Origin of the sequence: Bacillus sp. AL-1R, assembly GCF_052180195.1 — a bacterium.
In the GTDB taxonomy this organism is placed as follows: Bacteria; Bacillota; Bacilli; order Bacillales; family Bacillaceae_G; genus Gottfriedia.
Map to the genome: position 1 here is coordinate 1,784,234 of NZ_CP197469.1, position 19,145 is coordinate 1,803,378.

At 33.7% G+C, this 19,145-nt stretch carries 21 protein-coding genes and 1 pseudogene; 17 read left to right on the forward strand and 5 right to left on the reverse strand.

Translation table 11 applies throughout. From position 1 onward, the window contains the following. The first annotated feature begins 46 nt into the window (after window positions 1–46). Window positions 47–826: a DUF817 domain-containing protein gene (locus ACSBO6_RS08370; RefSeq protein WP_098847180.1), complete on the forward strand. Its 780-nt coding sequence runs from the start codon at window positions 47–49 to the stop codon at window positions 824–826. A gap of 126 nt (window positions 827–952) precedes the next feature. Here the strand turns inward: ACSBO6_RS08370 and ACSBO6_RS08375 are convergent, their stop codons facing one another. After that, entirely contained in the window at window positions 953–1,135 is a 183-nt protein-coding gene (locus ACSBO6_RS08375) for a hypothetical protein (RefSeq protein WP_069034392.1), read from the reverse strand. Between the two features lie 256 nt (window positions 1,136–1,391). On the opposite strand from ACSBO6_RS08375, the gene ACSBO6_RS08380 reads away from it, so the two are divergent. From ACSBO6_RS08380 to ACSBO6_RS08400, 5 genes are all read left to right on the forward strand, one after another. Then, a complete protein-coding gene (locus ACSBO6_RS08380) occupies window positions 1,392–2,090 on the forward strand; it encodes a hypothetical protein (RefSeq protein WP_098847151.1) in 699 nt (232 codons plus the stop codon). A 215-nt stretch (window positions 2,091–2,305) separates the two neighbouring features. Further along, window positions 2,306–2,734, forward strand: coding sequence for a hypothetical protein (locus tag ACSBO6_RS08385; protein ID WP_098847148.1), 429 nt, complete (start codon window positions 2,306–2,308; stop codon window positions 2,732–2,734). Window positions 2,735–2,937: 203 nt separating this feature from the next. Continuing rightward, on the forward strand, window positions 2,938–3,645 hold the full coding sequence (locus tag ACSBO6_RS08390) for a DNA alkylation repair protein (protein ID WP_098847145.1): 708 nt from the start codon (window positions 2,938–2,940) through the stop codon (window positions 3,643–3,645). 283 nt (window positions 3,646–3,928) lie between these two features. After that, the gene (locus ACSBO6_RS08395) at window positions 3,929–4,363 is read left to right on the forward strand and encodes a hypothetical protein (RefSeq protein WP_498844470.1); all 435 of its coding nucleotides are present in this window, start codon (window positions 3,929–3,931) and stop codon (window positions 4,361–4,363) included. A 114-nt stretch (window positions 4,364–4,477) separates the two neighbouring features. Beyond that, window positions 4,478–4,675, forward strand: a complete 198-nt coding sequence (locus tag ACSBO6_RS08400) for a hypothetical protein (protein ID WP_098847142.1) — start codon at window positions 4,478–4,480, stop codon at window positions 4,673–4,675. Between the two features lie 333 nt (window positions 4,676–5,008). Here the strand turns inward: ACSBO6_RS08400 and ACSBO6_RS08405 are convergent, their stop codons facing one another. Beyond that, window positions 5,009–5,767, reverse strand: coding sequence for a L,D-transpeptidase family protein (locus tag ACSBO6_RS08405; protein WP_483295205.1), 759 nt, complete (start codon window positions 5,765–5,767; stop codon window positions 5,009–5,011). Between the two features lie 207 nt (window positions 5,768–5,974). Between ACSBO6_RS08405 and ACSBO6_RS08410 the strand changes: the two genes are divergently transcribed. From ACSBO6_RS08410 to ACSBO6_RS08430, 5 genes and pseudogenes are all read left to right on the forward strand, one after another. Continuing rightward, the gene (locus tag ACSBO6_RS08410; RefSeq protein ID WP_098847139.1) at window positions 5,975–6,160 is read left to right on the forward strand and encodes a hypothetical protein; all 186 of its coding nucleotides are present in this window, start codon (window positions 5,975–5,977) and stop codon (window positions 6,158–6,160) included. Window positions 6,161–6,306: 146 nt separating this feature from the next. Next, window positions 6,307–6,717: a hypothetical protein gene (locus ACSBO6_RS08415; protein WP_498844471.1), complete on the forward strand. Its 411-nt coding sequence runs from the start codon at window positions 6,307–6,309 to the stop codon at window positions 6,715–6,717. A 392-nt stretch (window positions 6,718–7,109) separates the two neighbouring features. After that, entirely contained in the window at window positions 7,110–7,430 is a 321-nt protein-coding gene (locus ACSBO6_RS08420; RefSeq protein ID WP_498844472.1) for a hypothetical protein, read from the forward strand. A 691-nt stretch (window positions 7,431–8,121) separates the two neighbouring features. Beyond that, window positions 8,122–10,905: pseudogene (locus tag ACSBO6_RS08425) on the forward strand (collagen-like protein); the annotation flags it as partial. A 200-nt stretch (window positions 10,906–11,105) separates the two neighbouring features. Beyond that, window positions 11,106–11,558, forward strand: a complete 453-nt coding sequence (locus ACSBO6_RS08430) for a hypothetical protein (protein WP_498844473.1) — start codon at window positions 11,106–11,108, stop codon at window positions 11,556–11,558. A gap of 71 nt (window positions 11,559–11,629) precedes the next feature. On the opposite strand, the gene ACSBO6_RS08435 is transcribed toward ACSBO6_RS08430, so the two are convergent. Beyond that, window positions 11,630–11,875 (reverse strand): DUF6429 family protein, encoded by a 246-nt coding sequence (locus ACSBO6_RS08435; RefSeq protein WP_498844474.1) that lies wholly within the window; start codon window positions 11,873–11,875, stop codon window positions 11,630–11,632. Between the two features lie 291 nt (window positions 11,876–12,166). Here ACSBO6_RS08435 and ACSBO6_RS08440 point away from each other — a divergent pair, with 291 nt between their 5' ends. The 4 genes from ACSBO6_RS08440 to ACSBO6_RS08455 all read left to right on the forward strand — a co-directional run bounded on the left by ACSBO6_RS08440 (window position 12,167) and on the right by ACSBO6_RS08455 (window position 15,401). Then, window positions 12,167–12,592: a DUF7878 domain-containing protein gene (locus tag ACSBO6_RS08440; protein WP_098848739.1), complete on the forward strand. Its 426-nt coding sequence runs from the start codon at window positions 12,167–12,169 to the stop codon at window positions 12,590–12,592. Window positions 12,593–13,267: 675 nt separating this feature from the next. Next, complete coding sequence (locus tag ACSBO6_RS08445; RefSeq protein ID WP_498844475.1) at window positions 13,268–14,329, forward strand: DmpA family aminopeptidase; 1,062 nt, start codon at window positions 13,268–13,270, stop codon at window positions 14,327–14,329. 120 nt (window positions 14,330–14,449) lie between these two features. Continuing rightward, on the forward strand, window positions 14,450–14,719 hold the full coding sequence (locus tag ACSBO6_RS08450) for a hypothetical protein (protein ID WP_098848737.1): 270 nt from the start codon (window positions 14,450–14,452) through the stop codon (window positions 14,717–14,719). Window positions 14,720–14,915: 196 nt separating this feature from the next. Continuing rightward, on the forward strand, window positions 14,916–15,401 hold the full coding sequence (locus ACSBO6_RS08455; RefSeq protein WP_098848736.1) for a cysteine hydrolase family protein: 486 nt from the start codon (window positions 14,916–14,918) through the stop codon (window positions 15,399–15,401). Between the two features lie 121 nt (window positions 15,402–15,522). On the opposite strand, the gene ACSBO6_RS08460 is transcribed toward ACSBO6_RS08455, so the two are convergent. Next, window positions 15,523–15,666: a hypothetical protein gene (locus ACSBO6_RS08460; protein ID WP_180233037.1), complete on the reverse strand. Its 144-nt coding sequence runs from the start codon at window positions 15,664–15,666 to the stop codon at window positions 15,523–15,525. A gap of 284 nt (window positions 15,667–15,950) precedes the next feature. Between ACSBO6_RS08460 and ACSBO6_RS08465 the strand changes: the two genes are divergently transcribed. Both ACSBO6_RS08465 and ACSBO6_RS08470 read left to right on the forward strand, forming a co-directional pair. After that, window positions 15,951–16,907, forward strand: a complete 957-nt coding sequence (locus ACSBO6_RS08465) for a S8 family peptidase (protein ID WP_098848735.1) — start codon at window positions 15,951–15,953, stop codon at window positions 16,905–16,907. An 85-nt stretch (window positions 16,908–16,992) separates the two neighbouring features. Next, window positions 16,993–18,075 (forward strand): NAD(P)H-dependent flavin oxidoreductase, encoded by a 1,083-nt coding sequence (locus tag ACSBO6_RS08470; RefSeq protein WP_498844476.1) that lies wholly within the window; start codon window positions 16,993–16,995, stop codon window positions 18,073–18,075. 119 nt (window positions 18,076–18,194) lie between these two features. Here ACSBO6_RS08470 and ACSBO6_RS08475 read toward each other — a convergent pair whose 3' ends face one another. Then, entirely contained in the window at window positions 18,195–18,812 is a 618-nt protein-coding gene (locus ACSBO6_RS08475; protein WP_286138584.1) for an RraA family protein, read from the reverse strand. Between the last annotated feature and the right edge of the window lie 333 nt (window positions 18,813–19,145).

Sequence of the window (19,145 nt, forward strand, 5' to 3'; positions counted from 1 at the left end):
AGAGCTAATTGTGAATTTAATACTTCAAAAGGATGAGTCACATTTTATAAAAGCCGTTAAACAACTTGTCCGCTTTGGTTTGGAGCAGGCTTTATCGTGTATTTTTCCTGTTGTGATTTTTGCCTCTTTAGCTTTTACTAAAATTGTACACCTACCATTATTGCCACGATATGATTGGTTACTTTTGATTTGTATTTTGATGCAATGGATCATGGTGCGTTCTAGACTTGAAACATTTGATGAATTAAAGGTAATCACACTATTTCACTTAATTGGACTTGCGCTTGAACTTTTTAAGGTACATATGGGTTCATGGGCATATCCTGGGGAAGGATACTCCAAATTATTTGGAGTGCCATTATATAGTGGTTTTATGTACGCAAGTGTTGCAAGTTATTTATGTCAAGCATGGAGAAGGATGAATGTTGAACTCATTAATTGGCCACCATTTTTTGTAGTTGCTTCACTTGCAGCAGCAATTTATTTAAATTTCTTTACGCACCATTTTTGGATCGACGTTCGTTGGTGGTTATCTGGACTTGTCATAATTGTTTTTTGGAAATCTTGGGTCATTTATGAAGTTCATGGGATTAAGTACCGTATGCCAATTGCACTCTCTTTTGTACTAATCGGATTTTTTATATGGATTGCCGAAAATATTGCAACGTTTTTTGGTGCATGGCAATATCCAAATCAGTCGGTTGCATGGAGTTTAGTTCATTTAGGGAAAGTAAGTTCATGGCTCTTATTAGTAATTGTGAGCTTTCTGATCGTAGCAACATTGAAGAGGGTAAAAGGAAAAAACACTAAAAAAGCAAAAATGTAAAAGTATTACTGTTTGGTATCAAAAAAATAACCTGTATCTTAGATTAACTAGTAATCTGATACAGGTTAATTTAATAATTTGTATCGTTAATATATTGCAATAAGATGCCTAAACCTAATATTTTTCCTACTTACCGATAAGATTCATAAACCCTTTGTATATTAGGAATAGGGAGAAAATTAAAATAGCTAAAATACCAATTAAATCTGTTAATGGCTCTACGCTAGATAAGAATGTACCTGCTAAAGGCATTTTGATTAAAGCAAAACCAGCAATAATACTAGCTAACATTAAAAAAATTCTTTCCATTTATTCATCCCTCCATTCAATACATTTTATGTGCAATCGAAATGTAAGTGCTTTCAAAGACAAGCTTTTAGAAAAAATGTGCGTTTGTCACGGAAAAATAAAGAGTGGGGCATTTAAGGTCCTATTTCATCTTTTAATAGATTGATATTCTAGTTTATTATTCAACCTTTTTGGTGTGAATCTAGGAAGGTCATTTCATTAAAGAAATTGAATACTATGTAAAAAAGACTATTTTTAGGAGGGTTTAATCAAAAGAATGAAACTGTTTAAGCTATCGTTTATCATATTACCTTTACTACTAGTTGCTTGTCGTTTTATCCCTACAGAAAGTCAATCAATTATAGAGTGGGTAGACTTTGTTAGATTAAATGGGGTTGAGTACAATGGCATACAATCGGGAATTTTGGCTAATGAAAAATTTATTGATGAAAAAGTAGGGGAAGTAAAATTTAAGGTAGCAGATCATGTTACAAATACCAGTTATAAAATAAAAGATGGGGATGCAGCATTTCATGAGAAAGGAACAGAAATTTATTCAATTAAAGATAATCCTGAATGTATTGCCATAAAGGACAAAACTGCATTAAATGGATATAAAATCTATTATGCAAGAGGAACAATTGATTATAAGTGGTATTTTAAAGATGTGCCAATCGAAAAAGTTAATCTGATTGAAATCTACCAATCTTATTCACCTGATGAGAAAAAAATATCAGAGATTAAAGAAAAAGAAAAAATAGTAAACTTTCTGGAAATCTTAAGCAACAGTAAAGATGATTTGAATTTTCAACCAATTCATAATGATACAGATTCTACACATTATGAAGTAGTATTGTATACAGGTGAGGCAATCGCTTATAAATATGCTATTGAATTTGACGGTGCTAACTATTACTGGCATCCATGGGATACGTCAATTTTGTCAAATGAAATAATGAAATTTTTACCAAATTAACTCGCAAATTAGTAAAGCGTGTTTTACTTTACATAATAATCTTATAAGTCGAAACATAAATTCATGATCTTCACTCACTTCGAAAAACTAGTCTTTGATAAAATATGTGAAAGTTTGATGAAATTAGAACATTTTTTATATTAAATTAACTATTAAAATGGTAAAATATGGTTATACTATATTAGAAAGCTGATTTTATTACGGAGGGACTATATTTGAGAAAGGCATATAAATTCTTGATTTTTGCTTCAATACTAGCTTTATGCTTAGGTGGATTTTATTTTGAAAAAATGAAGCACAGCAAAACGAAAAATGAAATATGGATTGGTTACAACTACACAAAATTTGGAAAAAATGTCATTAAATTTGAACCAGTGAAAGTAGAAAAACAAGAAAAATTAAATCAATTAGAAGAAATATTTTTATTTAGTAAAAAAATAGACAAACCAATTTTAGACTTATCTAAATATGATGTTCAGTTATCATTCAGAAGTCCAATAGATCAAACGGTTGAATACAGTTCATTACTTTGGTTCACAAATAGTGGTGCAATCATAAAGATTAATGGATTTAATGGATATCGAAGCATTGGTATTGAGAAAGCCAATTCAATAAAAAATATAATTAATTATATAGAGTTGTAATGATTACCTATTTTCTCGAAAATGTGTGACCATGGCAACTTATTTTTTTTGAGTTTTATAAGGAAGAATTGGTTGGATAGTTAGATGTGCAGTTCAGTAGTAGAAGAAATGATATAATATTGTTGTAGTTAGTATTACATGATAAAAATGATGGATTAAAGGAAACGGTGTAGTAGGAAAGTGAAGAAAGGAAGTGTGAAAGAGTGGAATTGGAAACAGTTATGCAGGAGCTTGAAGCACTTGGTAAGGAACGGACAAAAAAGACATACATAAGAAATGGTGCACATGAACCACTATTTGGGGTTGCAACAGGGGCAATGAAACCGATCGCTAAAAAAATTAAACTAAATCAACAATTAGCGGATCAATTATATGCAACAGGTAATTACGATGCCATGTATTTTGCGGGAATTATTGCAGAGCCTTTGAAAATGACTGAAGAAGATTTTGAGAGATGGATTGATGGAGCTTATTTCTATATGCTTTCTGACTATGTAGTTGCAGTTACTTTAGCCGAAGCAAATATTGCACAAGAGGTAGCCGATAAATGGATTAAAAGCGGAGACGAACTTAAAATGTCAGCTGGTTGGAGCTGTTACTGTTGGCTATTAGGGAATCGCTCGGATATTGATTTTGACTCGAACAAGATTTCAACTATGCTTGATCAAGTAAAAGATACCATCCATGAATCCCCTGAAAGAACAAAATCTGCTATGAATAATTTTATTTATACAGTAGCCATTTCATATTTACCTCAACATGAAAAAGCAGTTGAAACTGCAAAAGGAATTGGACCAGTCGAAATCAAAAAGGACAAGAAAAAAAGTACTATTTTACTTTGCTCTGAAAAAATTCAAAAAGATTTAGATAAAGGTCTATTAGGATTTAAGCGTAAACATGTGAGGTGTTAATGGATTGTAATGTCTTTTTTAGAAATATTTCTAGATAATAAAATTTCGATTATAGACTATTCTTGATTAGATGGAGAATCATTTTTAAAGATTAACTATATCACCGCAATGATCTAGATGAAAAAGAAGTTGTTTAAAATTACAAGATACTGAAATTCGGAAATAAATATACTGTATCGAATGACTTTAATTAAATAGCTGATTTTAAATTTTATATAAGTAAGAGTATTTGAAGAAGTACTCACAAAATTATTGGTAGATTGTAGTTTTAGGAAGTGAAAAAATGTTTACATATTATTCCATGCTCATAATTGGTGTCTTTTTAATAATAGGAGCAGTTTTTATATTTATTCCAATATTTATTGATCGAGAATATACATTAGTAAAAATTGGAAAAGGTCTTGGGTTTTTATTACTTGGTGCCCTAATTTTAGCGATTACACTTCCAAGTCTTAAATCTGTTGTGTTTAAACAATATGATGTTGTCAGTGGAAGATGTGTGATAGAAATTGATTCTTCAGGCCGTATTTCCGAAGCAAATTTTGATTTAATAGACCAAGATGAAATATTTACTTTCAAGGACATTCCTAAACTGGCTGCTTATGGGAAATCAATTCCATATTATTGTAAAGTGACAGTGACTAAAGATCATAATTTTGAAATTAGTTACAAAATATATGATATCGAAACAAGAAAATTAATTTTGACAAGTGAATAGTATTTATTTGAATAAACTATTCATTATACTAATCTAGATAAATACTCTATTATCCTTTTAGGAAAAGAGAGTTCAAAAAAGCTATAAAAAATAAAAATGTAAAAGGAGATCATAATGAAACAATTAATACCTACTTTGTATATTTTGTTTGGATTATTAATTGTAACATTAACTTACTTTTCTAATTTTGCTGGTCCAAGATATCTCACAAATATTGGTTGGATTCTTTTCGTTATTGGGATCATATACCCATTTTATAGCCGTGTTGTTAATTATTTTAAGCTTGAATTTGAAGATGAAAAAAGTGTATGACTACAACAAAAGGCTGCTTAGGTAGTCTTTTTATATGGAAACGGGTATCTACATTCGAATAACGATTAAAAAGTTTTTACATAGTGAGAATAAAGGCAATGAAGAAATTTTAAATTTTGGAATTGTTTAACCTCAACAACTTTCTAATGAATTTGATTATGAATAATTTAGAATAATCTAGTGATCAAAGTTGAAGTCGAAATTTATTGGAGTTAATAGGCTTTTTAATTAGTTAAATATAAATAAAGCCAAATTATGTGTTTAAGTTATTAGAGTAAAATAATTACAATAAACAAAAAAAAATAGAGGAATATCCTCTATTAAAATTCGAATTTATAAACCGCCAAGTGCTTTAATCGTTGCAGGTCCTACAATTCCGTCAACTTGTAAATGCTTAGCTTTTTGGAATTTGCGCACGGCTTGTTCAGTATTGTTCCCAAAGATCCCGTCGACACCCTTTGTACTATAGCCGAGTGATGTTAGCTTTTGTTGAAGCTTTTTAACTGTAGTACCACGACTGCCCTTTTTTAAGATCGTTCCACTTGGGATAACTGCATTAGAGTCACCACTACTACTTGTTATCTTATACCCATTAGCCTTTGCGATTGAGTCAAATGATTTACTTGAAGTTGTGATGACAACAGGTGTGCTCAATTTTACTCTAGCAAAAAGCCATTCTACTTCATTATCATACATTCTAACACAACCACTACTTACGTATTTTCCAATCGAGCTCGGATTATTGTTTCCGTGGATAGCATATGTAGTTCCCCATGTACCACGAGCATTTAATCCAAGCCAACGGTTTCCTAGCGGATTTCTAGGGTCCCCGCCACGAATGTTACCTTTATAGTAAGGTCTATTTACTATTTTATTTACAATTTTAAACTTACCTTCTGGCGTCAGAGATGGACTTCTACCTGTTGCTACTTTAAAAACTTTGTAGAGTTTCCCATTTTCATAATAAGCTAGTTGATTTGTTGCTTTGTTAATAATAATAAATTGAGATGTAGCTGCCTGGCTAGGTTTAATACCAAAACCAACAAACATAAAACAGGTTAAAATTAAAACAGTAAGCAGTTTTCTAATCAATACCTTCCCTCCCAGATCATTTTTTCAAAATCTTAATCAATTAATCCTATGATGATAGAGGTTGTCCATGTGTCAAATTTTTCAAATATGATAAAAATTATTAAAAAACATTACAATTGTAACGGTGTTTTATAGTCCATTTGATTTGTATAGTTAGATTAATAAACTTGTAAAAAAATGGTATATTTAAAGAAGTGAGGTGAAAAGATGAAAATTAATCAGTATATGCTCCAACTATCATTACTAATCATCATTATTTTTGGTGGGACTTTTATCATACACATTATTCGTACAGGTGAATTTTTGTTAGATCAAATGATTGGATGTTCAGTAGGAATCTTACTTCTATTGTTTTCTTTAATTTGGAGGAAATCTAGCAAGCTATCAAAGTGATATGAGTAATTGGACGCTATATTTAAAAAGAGTTAAAGGCTTTTTACATTAAAGATGTAAAAGGCCTTTTTTGTATGAAACTTAAAAGAAGGATTTCATTTTGTTTTAGGGAATATAGATACTAAAAAGATGAGGTGTACTTTAATTTGGATAAAGATAAAATTGAAAAATTGAAGACAGCAGGAATAATAATAGGTACCTTTGTTTTAACCCTCGGTATCATCATATCTATTGCTATTATTAATTTTAATCATGCTAAAGCACATCCAATTATAATCAAAATTCCTAAATCCAAAAGTACCATTACGCTGGTTAATAAAGAAGAATTAATGAATGTAGATTCAAATTTAAAAACTAGTGTTTGTGAAGTGATCGAACTTGCAAAAACAGATAATAAAAATCAGTATCAAATTGTATGTGATGATTCTGAGAAATACGGCTTTACCGAAAAAGAAATAACAGATAAAAATTCCAACTCTGCCCTAAAAGTCGGTGACACTGTTTACTTAACGATTTATAAAGACGGGAAATTAATGGTGAAAATAGAAAATGAATAAGGTTTTAGAAAGCAGAAAAAATGTTCTACCAGTTTAATAATATGAAAAAAGGAACTTCAAATTAGTTGAAGTTCCTTTATATATTTTATGATCGTTTTTCTCCATTAATTGAATTCAGATAAATAAAAAAGAAAATGAAGTATGAAAAGAAGTAAATTTTAAACGCGTTGACTATGAAGAAAATTTATATGAAATACCTTTTTTAAAGTGGAAATGATGCTATTTTCGAAAATAATCAGAAAAAAAATAGGAAAAAGACATATTGAATGAATAGTTTTTTCAACGACACTCTCTCATCATTTTCAGGAATAGACATTTAGGACTAAATTTTGGAAATGTTTAACTATTAGTTATTTATACATGATATTATGAAAATGAAAGGTGGTGATATTGTGGTATGGTTTATTGTAATTTTAATAGTAGTAATTGGTATTATACTTATAATGAATAGCAATTCTAGCAATAACGAAGAAAAACATTCTCCTGAAGAAATCATAGAAATTGCAGATTTCGAACTTAAATTCAGGTCAGAAATTGCAAAAAATAAAATGTTATTAAAGAGTGGTAGAATAACAGATAGACAATCAATGGAATGGTCAAAAAACTTATTGGAAGAACACAATGAAATTCAAAGAAGATACAATGTAACAGAACAAGAAATGTCTGAATACTATGAACTTGTATATTCTAAATCAAGCGTGCGTTTATCATAATTAAAATTATTTTTAATCCTTAGTAAAACTAAGGATTTTTTAGTATTTCCTAAGTACCGAACAAACTTGATGTAATAAAACTAAGATGCTTGGCCAAAAACAATCCATATTAATGGAAGTATTTGAAGAGCATTTATCAGAAGCAATTCGTATATTTGAGCGAAATGCCCAGAAAGATGGTTTGCTTATAACGTATTCACGTTACATCGTTAGAGCACAACTATAATTTTAGGAGGATAATAAATATCCTCTTTTTTTTATTGAGTATAAAAGTATAAGTCAAATATTTTTATCTATTTGACTATGTAAAAAATTACCAAATTTTACATGGACTTCTAACATAATCAATATTTAATGTTTGTACATAAGATTATATTGGTATGAAAAATGGACAAGAATTTATTTCCAAATTGGTTCTTTAGTTAGAAAAGGTGATAATTTGGGTAAAGACAACAAAGAAAATAGAAAATCTTGTAATTGCAAAGATTGTAAATGTAAGTGTAAAGACTGCGATTGTAAAAGCTGTAAGAAACATAAGTGTAAGGACTGCGATTGTAAAAGCTGTAAGAAACATAAGTGTAAGGACTGCGGTTGTAAAGACTGTAAGAAATGTAAGTGTAAAGACTGTATATGTAAAGATTCGAAGGAATGTTACTGTTGTGATAAGTGTTGTAGGGGACCTAGAGGTAAAAAAGGTAAAACTGGTCCTCAAGGGGTGACTGGAGCAACCGGAGCAACCGGGGCAACTGGAGTAACTGGTATTGGGATAACGGGAATAACCGGAGCGACAGGAATAACTGGGGTGATTGGCTCAACTGGCTCAACTGGAGTAACCGGAATAACAGGAGCAACAGGAGCAACAGGAGTAGCAGGAGCAACAGGAACAACGGGAGTAACCGGAGCAACCGGGGAAACAGGAACAACAGGAGTAACCGGAGTAACGGGAGTAACGGGAGTAACCGGAGTAACAGGCTCAACTGGAGCAACAGGGTCATCCGGAGTAACAGGAACAACAGGAACAACAGGAACAACAGGAACAACGGGAACAACAGGAACAACAGGAACAACAGGAACAACGGGAACAACGGGAGTAACGGGAGTAACCGGAGTAACCGGAGTAACGGGAGTAACCGGAGTAACCGGAGTAACAGGGTCAACCGGCCCAACAGGAACAACAGGAGTAACAGGAGTAACAGGCTCAACTGGAGCAACAGGAGTAACCGGAGTAACGGGAGTAACAGGAACAACTGGAGTAACAGGTGAGACTGGGGTAACAGGGTCATCCGGAGTAACAGGAACAACAGGAACAACAGGAGTAACAGGGTCAACAGGGTCAACAGGAGCAATAGGATCAACAGGGTCAACAGGAGTAACAGGGTCAACCGGAGCAACAGGAGCAACAGGGTCAACGGGAGCAACAGGGTCAACTGGAGTAACAGGTGAGACTGGGGCAACAGGGTCAACCGGAGTAACGGGAGTAACCGGAGTAACAGGAGTAACAGGGTCAACCGGAGTAACAGGTGAGACTGGGGTAACAGGGTCAACCGGAGTAACCGGATCAACCGGAGCAACGGGAGTAACCGGATCAACAGGAGCAACAGGGTCAACAGGAGCAACAGGGTCAACTGGAGTAACAGGTGAGACTGGGGCAACAGGGTCAACCGGAGTAACAGGAGTATCTGGGTCAACTGGATCAACCGGAGTAACCGGAATAACAGGAATAACAGGAACAACTGGATCAACTGGGTCAACCGGAGCAACAGGAGCAACAGGGTCAACTGGAGTAACAGGTGAGACTGGGGCAACTGGATCAACCGGAGTAACAGGAACAACCGGAGTAACCGGATCAACTGGATCAACCGGAGTAGCAGGATCAACCGGAGTAGCAGGAGCAACCGGAGCAACGGGAGTAACCGGATCAACAGGGTCAACTGGATCAACAGGGTCAACAGGAGTAACCGGATCAACAGGAGCAACAGGAGTAACCGGATTAACAGGAGCAACAGGAGTAACCGGAGCAACAGGAGTATCTGGGTCAACTGGATCAACCGGAGTAACAGGAACAACAGGAGCAACCGGAGTAACCGGATCAACCGGATCAACCGGAGTAACAGGTGAGACTGGTACAACAGGAGCAACAGGAACAACAGGATCAACCGGGGCAACGGGAGTAACAGGAGCAACGGGAGCAACGGGAGCAACGGGAGCAACCGGGGCAACGGGAGTAACCGGCCCAACGGGAGCAACAGGAATAACCGGAGCAACGGGAGCAACGGGAGTAACAGGAACGACTGGAACAACCGGGACAACCGGAGAAACCGGCCCAACGGGAGCAACGGGAGCAACGGGAACAACCGGGGCAACGGGAGTAACCGGCCCAACGGGAGCAACGGGAGAAACAGGAGCAACAGGAGAAACCGGCCCAACGGGAGCAACAGGAGCAACGGGAACCACGGGAACAACCGGCCCAACGGGAGAAACAGGAGCAACGGGAGCCACGGGAACAACCGGGGCAACGGGAGTAACCGGCCCAACCGGAGCAACGGGAGAAACAGGAGCAACAGGAGAAACCGGCCCAACGGGAGCAACAGGAGCAACGGGAACAACGGGAACAACCGGGGCAACGGGAGCAACAGGAGCAACAGGCCCAACGGGAGCCACGGGAACAACAGGCCCAACGGGAGCCACGGGAACAACCGGGGCAACGGGAGTAACCGGCCCAACCGGAGCAACGGGAGCAACAGGAGCAACGGGAACAACGGGAACAACCGGGGCAACGGGAGTAACAGGCGTAACAGGCCCAACGGGAGCAACGGGAACAACCGGGACAACGGGAGCAACCGGCCCAACCGGAGCAACAGGCTCAACCGGCCCAACCGGAATAACAGGCTCAACGGGAGTAACTGGAGTAACCGGAACAACGGGAGTAACCGGAACGACTGGAACAACCGGCCCAACAGGCTCAACCGGCCCAACCGGAGCAACCGGAATAACAGGCTCAACGGGAGTAACTGGAGTAACCGGAACAACGGGAGTAACCGGAGCAACAGGAGTAACGGGTCCAACAGGTCAAAGACCGACTTTAACATTTGCAGAAAACGCAGGAACGATTGCTGTATTCCCACCAATTAATACAGAAGTAACAATTGTAAGTATTACTCAGGCTGTGCTTGCAAACCAGCAGCTTAAAATTGATTATGCAACAGCGATTGAGTTAGTGGTAACTGCAAACTGGACAGTTACTTTTCAACTACGACTATATAGAGATGCTACATTAATAGACACTAGAGTATTTAATACAAACCAAACTACAGCTGGAACGCATAGGTTTCAATTTGCAAGTACTCAAGTTGCTATAGCACCTGCAAATGCTACTTCAACTTATAGTCTTAGAGTAATATTTACTACAAGCGTAAGTGTTACTTCTGCATCGGCCATAAATAGAGATATGAATATAATCACATTTACACCTTAAGTTAGAAGTAAAATAATAAATTAATATTTCTCTGTCACCTAATCATAGACAGTTTAAAACGTTCTGCTGTTTATGATTAGGGGTTTTTTTAGTAGTGTTTAAGAAACGAAGGGTGAAGAGGAAGCTTAATCTTCAACAAAAACATTTTTATTTTTTTCACATACTTTAATAAAAACAAAAAAATTTAGGATGTGGAGAATTTGAATCGCTCTAATGGCCGTAAAGTTGATCAGATAAGGTTTGATATTGAATATAGAACCCAATTTACTTTTATAGTAAATGATGAAACTTTAAATTGTGTATTAAAAGGTATTGCTAACGATTCAGTGAATATTGTTGGGATTTTAATGACAAAAAGTGGTGAAAATAATAATTTCGTTAGACTTGTACCTGGAACAACCGAATCGCAGAATAAACGGGATCTTAAAGTCGTTAGAGAGTCACTTGAATCCACCAATGTGAAATTTAAGGAAGAAACAATTTTAGCTATATTAAATATTCCAGCTGGTACTCCAGGAGTATTTAGTAAAATTTACGATAATTTGTGGCGGAAGGTTGGAGTGAAATCATTTTATATAGGTGAAAAAGATAGTATTTTTTTAACTGTAACTAATGTAAAGAAAGCAACGGAAATATTAAGGAATGACTACTAGATAGAATGCGTACATCATTGTGAATAAGCTTAATATAGACTTCTGTAGTTTTAGGTGACCTAAATAAAAAGTTAATCTTCGTTTTGAATAATATATTTTTGTATTAATTTGTTAGCTAATTCTATTCCATTTTCAGTTAAGTAAACTGATTTAGCACGATTACTAAAAAATATGAGTTTATTATTCGATAATTTATTTAATGTATCAAAAGGATAGCCCTTCCAACTTCTAAGTGTAGTTTCACCTGATACAGTGTGTTCTTCAAATGCTGTTAAATATAATAACAATAAAGTTAATTCATCGATTTGTTCTTGCATTTCAAATTGTTCCTTTCTAATTTTTAATTAAAATATAAAGGAAATAAGAGGAAACTTTTTTAATATAAGGTTTCCTCTTATTTCTAACTAATAAACTATAAGTTGGTAAAAATTTGATAAGACCCAATTGTAAAACAGTAGTTTTCGTTTTATTAAATACCTTTACGAACTAAAAATAAAAAGATGAAAAAGTAAAATAAAATCGAGGGAAATACCAAAAATAGGAAACAATACAAACTAAGTACGAAGATACACAAATTAAGATTGAACTACATACGAAAGGAGAATTTTATGAATATAAAATTCTTGTTTATATTAAATGACTATATCCCTACAGAACCGGCTTATGTTGCCAATACTGGTAAATACATAGATGGCTCATTAAATATTTATTTAAATGAAACGTTATTTTTTCATGATCCTAATTTAAATCTTACGGAGTTTGCGAGTCAATTAAGTGAATGGGTTCAAAAGGTAGAAAATGGATCAAGAGATAACATGAATTATGAATCAATTAATCGAAATGAAGATCTTATGAATTTCCTGTATAAAGGTGATGACAAGTGGGGGATTTATTCGGTGTGGCAACTGTTTGAACCGACAGAATATATTAATACAGAGGTATTAGTTGAGTCTGTAAATAGATTTCTTACTGCGTTAAATGATGGACTTATTGAAATTAATTATGATTACACGTTAGATAAATTTAATCAGTAATTTTTATAATAAATAAATGCGCTAAAAAAGAGTTGCAGGAGTAACTCTTCTTTAGCGCATTTTAATAGGGTAATTTAATATGGAATCCACAGAAGCAGATGAAAAATTTTACGTTGTGTTATTAATAAAATTAAAAGAAAAATCACTCTTACCATGAAGATAAAAGTGATTTGCATCTGTTTGCCAATGCCACCAAGTAAACAAGGTTAATATAGATTATGTTAGAAAATAAAAATAGTTCTATTTCCCTATGTGGTAATAATTTCCATTTTTGATAATATACGGATTTCAAATTGAGGGTGACGTGGAAAGTAATTGAATTTTTTATTTTTATCGAGATAGTATCAAATTTTCTAAGTTATCTGTTAAAATGATTCATAAGATTAATCATAAAAGGAGAAATTAATTTATGTAGGAAGTATTTTCCAAAAAGGATCATACTATTAATCACTTCATTGATGATTTTACTAATAATATTTGGAGCATTACTTTCTTTAACTTATTCCTTTAATAGCTTAATGAGAAAATGAAATTAACAGAAAGTCACTGATACATTTTAAAAGATTACTTTTAACTAAAAAGCTCTGAATAAGGGCTTTTTGTACTTCTGAAATTAAAATCAATTAATTAAATGCTAGGACACTTGTATAATACGAAGCTGGAGGAGAATTTTTAATGAGTCAAAAAAGAATCAGAGATTATGGTGTTAATATCGGGTACCTGGAAACAGGAAGACTTAATTCTATTACGGATGTTGAGGGAGTTACAGTGGGTCATGTAACGATTAGTGAACAAGACATCCAAACTGGTGTTACAGCAATATTTCCTCATCAAGGAAATTTATTTAAGGAAAAGTTAATCGCGTCCTCTCATGTAATTAATGGGTTTGGTAAGTCGATGGGAACGATTCAGATTAATGAGTTGGGGACGATCGAAACACCAATTATTTTAACAAACACTCTAAGTATTGGAACTGCTGCAGACGCTTTAATTGAATATATGTTAGATCATAATCCAGAGATAGGTCGTACGACAGGAACTGTTAACCCAGTAATATGTGAGTGTAATGATATGCTTTTAAATGATGTACGTGCTAGATTTATTACGAAAGACCATGTTTTCCAAGCATTACGAAACGCTTCTTCAGATGTGAAAGAAGGAACTGTTGGTGCAGGAACGGGTATGCTTTGTTATTCATTAAAAGGTGGGATTGGAACAGCTTCGCGCGTTATGAAGATGGAACATGGTACATACACAATGGGTGTTTTAGTCTTATCTAACTTTGGGATTTTAAGTGATTTAAAAGTAAATGGAAAACTAGTTGGAGCAGAATTGAGAGATTTGATCTTAAAGGAACGAGAAGAACAAGATAAGGGTTCAATCATCATGATTGTTGCAACGGACCTTCCCGTATCTGAAAGGCAACTTAATCGAATCATTAAAAGAACAGTTACGGGATTGTCAAGAACAGGCTCAATTATTACAACGGGAAGCGGTGAAGTCGTCATTGGCTTTTCGACTGCAACAAAAATACCTCATGAAAAAACATCGCATTGCATTACACTTCCAACAATACATGAAGAAGATATTGATCTAGCATTCAGAGCTGTAGGAGAAGCAACAGAAGAAGCAGTTTTAAACTCATTGGTAACAGCAACGCATATAATTGGAAGAGATGGAAATGAACGGCCAGCTTTTAAAGATTTAGTAGAAAAGTACAATATTAACTTAATATAGATTAAGGAAATCGATAAACCTTCTAGAAAGGATTGGCCCCTTTATAGTTCTAAAAACGTAATAAAATTCATAAAATACTCTTAACTGTAATTTGGACAAGCATTAAGTTAGGAGGTCATTATGAAAAAAATATATCTTGTTACTATATTTCTTATTTGTTTATATGTTAGTTTTTTAGCTTTTGATTCAATTGGAATAAACAGGTCTAATATATTACTAAAGAAACATAATCAGATTGAAACCAAAAATGGAGTAACAGCCGATCAAACTATTAATATATTGAAGCTACCTTTGCCAAATACGGATTTAAGAAAATATAGTGTAAAAAAATTACCAATCAATGGCAGTCAAATAGAAGTAAAGAAATTAAACAATCAATCACTTAATTGACACGCTAATTAATAGACTTAATAGTAATAGCATTGATAAAAAGATCAATGCTATTTTTGTATTTTTTCAATTAATATCGTTTTTTTTCAGGTATTAAACAGATTACTCATCGTTTTCCTATTTTTTAGGTAGGACTATTATAAAACAAATAGAATAAATACTTAGAAGGAATAGAGAATGTCATGGAGGATAAATAATGAAAATTGGTTTTCTTATTATTGATATGCAAAAAAATTTTTTAGATGGTAAAAAAGAGACATTGAATGTTGAAGGTGCTTGTGAATATATAAATTATGTTGCTGATTTAATCCGATCAAAAAATCATTTAGTCATACATGTTAAAGATATTGAAGGGGCAGATGAAATAAATTCTGAATTAATTTCTTTCATCCCAGAAATTAAAGTTGAAGAACAAGATATTTGTGTTTCAAAAGAACATTCAAATGCATTTTGGAATACTGAATTAGAGCAGATTTTGAAAGAAAATGATGTTGAATTAGTTATAATAGCTGGTTTTGCGGCCGAACATTGTGTTCTATTTACGTATAATGGAGCTAGTGAAAGAGGATTTAAACCAGTCTTATTGCAAAATGGACTATTAAGCACAAAAAGTGATGTCATAACTCAAACGTATCGTGATCGAAACATTATTTCTTATAATGTGATCCCATACATTATTTAATAAAAAAATAGATTGATAAAGTAAAAAAGTGCTCTTATATGTTTGGTCCTTAGAGCACTTTTGGAATTGTAGAATAAAACTAAAAACTATTGTAAATCTAAAGATCGTTCCTTATCTTCTTCTATTGGATACGGATTAGTTCATAAATATCAGAGTCATACCGAACTCTATTATGCTTGGATTCATTTCGCTCTATTTCTTCTATTTCTTCTCGTAACTCTCCAAACCACCAAAATTTGATCTCAGTTAATAAATTAGTAAGCATTTTATTCCCCCTATTTTGAATAATGCCTTAACACGATTAGATTATATATCCATTTTTTTAAGCCAATATTGATCTGATGTAAAAGTTAATAAAGTTTTTATGTATTAAATGAAGATTTATGATATCGCTCAATTAGGTGAGTCTATTAAATTCGAACCATAGTAGAATTAATTTTTTATTAAATTAAATTTATTTAGAGGGAAATTATGGATGGATATAGAATATTAAACTATACCTCAAAGATTTATCCTTTATGAATAAATCCCAAAAAGGAGTTGGTATGCATGTCTAATTTTAGATTAATACCTTACAAGCTGGAAGAAGTTAAAGGTAGTATAAATGAAGTACCACCTGGAGTTCGTTTAATTGAATCTAAATCCATTTGGGACAAAGGGTATCAAGGGGAAGACGTGGTCGTAGCAGTTATTGATACTGGCTGTCAGACGGACCATCCTGATTTACAAGAGCGAATTATTGGTGGTTATAATTTTACCGAAGATTACGGTGGAGATCCTAACGTATTCTTAGATAATAACGGTCATGGTACACATGTCTGTGGAACGATTGCAGCTTCTGAAAATGGAGAAGGTGTTGTAGGAGTAGCCCCAAAAGCAAAACTCCTCGTTTTAAAAGTGCTAACTGGTGCTGGGGAAGGAAGTATTGAATCAATTGTACAAGCGATTGATTATGCGACGAATTGGAGAGGCTCAAATGGTGAAACTGTTCGAGTTATTTCAATGTCATTAGGTGGTCCAGTGGATGATTCTTCGTTACATGAAGTGATTCAAAGAGCGGTAAAACAAAATATAGCCGTTGTATGCGCAGCTGGTAACGAAGGTGATGGGGATGGCTCAACCAATGAATATAGCTATCCGGGTGCTTATGATGAAGTAATAGAAGTTGGATCGGTAAGTCTTCAAAAACGTTTATCCAACTTTAGTAATACAAACGATGAAATTGATTTAGTCGCACCAGGAGAAAAGATTTTATCTACTTATCCGACAAATCAATATGCTTCTCTTTCTGGTACATCAATGGCAACACCACATGTATCAGGAGCAATTGCATTATTAATTCAGCAGTTTGAGTCTGAGAATAATGAGAAGATCACTGAACCAGATTTGTTTGAACTGTTAATAAGTCATACAGTACCAATCGGATACAGTAGGTTTGAGGAAGGACATGGACTTTTAAATCTAGGCGTAAATGTACCCTCAAAATCACCGAATGTACTAAAATAATAAGTAAAGTCCCGTGTAGTGTTGCTATACTATTCGGGACTTTTTTTGGTGAGTAGAAAAAGTTAAATTTAATAGAGGTGAAATCATGTTTAAAAATCAACTAACTGAACTTTTAAATATAAACTATCCAATTATTCAAGCTCCGATGGCTGGTGGAATCACAACCTCAAATTTTGTAGCTGAAGTATCAAATTGTGGAGCTTTAGGTACAATTGGAGCAGGCTATATGACTCCATCACAAATACGTGAACAAATTAGAGAAATAAAAACGTTAACGAATAAAAGCTTCGGAATTAATTTATTTGTTCCAAATGATTTTATAGTAAATGAAAATGAGATTTCAAATTCCAATGATTTATTACAACCTTTTAATGAAGAATTAAAGATAAAGCAAAATGATCGCATTCAAATTCAAAATTTTAATCGTTTTAATGATACATTTCACGAACAAATAAAAGTGATCATTGAAGAAGCTGTTCCGATCTGTTCATTTACATTCGGTATACCTTCAAAGGAGATAATTAATGAGTTAAAGCTTCATAATATTATTTTGATTGGAACAGCCACTACTGTAAATGAAGCAATTGAAATTGAGAAATCAGGAATGGATTTAATTGTCGTTCAAGGTAGTGAAGCAGGTGGACATCGTGGTCATTTCTTAAACAATCATGAGGAAAGTTTAATTGGATTAATGTCGCTAATTCCACAAGTAGTTGATCATGTTACTATTCCTGTTATTGCAGCAGGAGGAATAATGGACGGAAGAGGTTTAATGGCGTCCATTTGTTTAGGGGCTAAAGCTGTTCAAATGGGTACCGCTTTTCTAACTTGTATTGAAAGTGGGGCACACGAAGTACATAAGAATGCTATTTTAAATTCTACTGAAGACAAATTAGTTTTGACCCGTGCATTTTCAGGAAAATGGGCAAGAGGAATCGAAAATAAATTTATTACCGAAATGAAAAAATACGAAGCAGATTTACCACAGTTTCCCGTACAAAATACGATTACCCAATCGATGAGAAAAGCATCCTCGGTACAAAATAATAAAGAGTTTATGTCACTTTGGTCGGGACAAAGTCCTAGATTAGCTAAAGAGGAATCGGTAGAAACCTTAATATATGGAATAATGGGTGAAGCTAATAAATTAATTCAAGGTCTAGGTTGAATGAGAAATCCTATTTTATCAATTCATAGGAGGTAATTTTGGTAGTCTATTAATCCGTACAAAAGGTTCTAATCGTTTCTTCTAAGAAACGATTAGAACTTTTTTTAGTATAATACGATTTACTTTAAAAGCATACGATCAATATACGATTTTATAGCTTCAATATTACCAGATACTTGTTCTTCTCTTTGTTCATCTTTTTTTATTTTATCTAGTGATTTTTCTAAAATCGTTTTTGCTTTGGATTGAGGGATTACAACTACTCCATCTGCATCACCAACTATAATATCACCTGGGTTAACTGATACACCTCCACATGATATTGGTATATTAATTTCACCTATTCCAATTTTTCCACTCGCAGCTACAGTTGTTCCTTTACAAAATACTGGGAAATTTAATTTTTTAATACCGCATACATCCCGGATTACCCCATCAACAACTATGGCACTAACACCCATTGTTTGTGCCATTCCCACAACAAAGTCACCTGCAATTGCGCGGTATTGATCCCCCTTTGCATCGATCACGATGACGTCTCCTTGATTTGCTTCGCGAATAGCCTTCAATACAGCTAAGTTATCACCAACAGGGATTTTAACAGTCAATGCTCTTCCAGTAAATTTAAATTCTTCCTTTATAGGTTTTATTGATGGATCCATATTATTTAGTCCATCCATTACATCTGAAATACAAGTTGTTGGTATATTTTTAAATTGATTAATAATAGAAATCACTCCCTAATAAATCATTTATTTAATGAAATTATATAAATAATTTGTACTAGTTGAGAATTTCGAAAAAATTATCAAGCTTGATAAAAAATAATTATTGAATTAAGAAAGGTTGCAATAGATTAATATCGAATAAAATAAATTGATAATAAAAAAAAGATCTATGTTTGTTGTGAAAATCAAGTTGCTTTCAAAAAAAGTTATGAAGACATAAATACCAATAAGTTTTACTTTCTTATTAATATTTTATATTAGCTTATTTTTAGACCAGTTCCATTTCAATTAATAGATGAGCCTTAAGAATGTAACAAGATTGACTTCATTATTTAATATATA

Bases quoted from the DNA above. Each gene is read 5' to 3' on its own strand.
- ACSBO6_RS08375 (WP_069034392.1), bottom strand. From the start codon at position 1,135: ATGGAAAGAATTTTTTTAATGTTAGCTAGTATTATTGCTGGTTTTGCT.
- ACSBO6_RS08380 (WP_098847151.1), top strand. From the start codon at position 1,392: ATGAAACTGTTTAAGCTATCGTTTATCATATTACCTTTACTACTAGTT.
- ACSBO6_RS08395 (WP_498844470.1), top strand. From the start codon at position 3,929: ATGTTTACATATTATTCCATGCTCATAATTGGTGTCTTTTTAATAATA.
- ACSBO6_RS08400 (WP_098847142.1), top strand. From the start codon at position 4,478: ATGAAACAATTAATACCTACTTTGTATATTTTGTTTGGATTATTAATT.
- ACSBO6_RS08410 (WP_098847139.1), top strand. From the start codon at position 5,975: ATGAAAATTAATCAGTATATGCTCCAACTATCATTACTAATCATCATT.
- ACSBO6_RS08435 (WP_498844474.1), bottom strand. From the start codon at position 11,875: ATGCAAGAACAAATCGATGAATTAACTTTATTGTTATTATATTTAACA.
- ACSBO6_RS08440 (WP_098848739.1), top strand. From the start codon at position 12,167: ATGAATATAAAATTCTTGTTTATATTAAATGACTATATCCCTACAGAA.
- ACSBO6_RS08445 (WP_498844475.1), top strand. From the start codon at position 13,268: ATGAGTCAAAAAAGAATCAGAGATTATGGTGTTAATATCGGGTACCTG.
- ACSBO6_RS08450 (WP_098848737.1), top strand. From the start codon at position 14,450: ATGAAAAAAATATATCTTGTTACTATATTTCTTATTTGTTTATATGTT.
- ACSBO6_RS08455 (WP_098848736.1), top strand. From the start codon at position 14,916: ATGAAAATTGGTTTTCTTATTATTGATATGCAAAAAAATTTTTTAGAT.
- ACSBO6_RS08460 (WP_180233037.1), bottom strand. From the start codon at position 15,666: ATGCTTACTAATTTATTAACTGAGATCAAATTTTGGTGGTTTGGAGAG.
- ACSBO6_RS08465 (WP_098848735.1), top strand. From the start codon at position 15,951: ATGTCTAATTTTAGATTAATACCTTACAAGCTGGAAGAAGTTAAAGGT.
- ACSBO6_RS08470 (WP_498844476.1), top strand. From the start codon at position 16,993: ATGTTTAAAAATCAACTAACTGAACTTTTAAATATAAACTATCCAATT.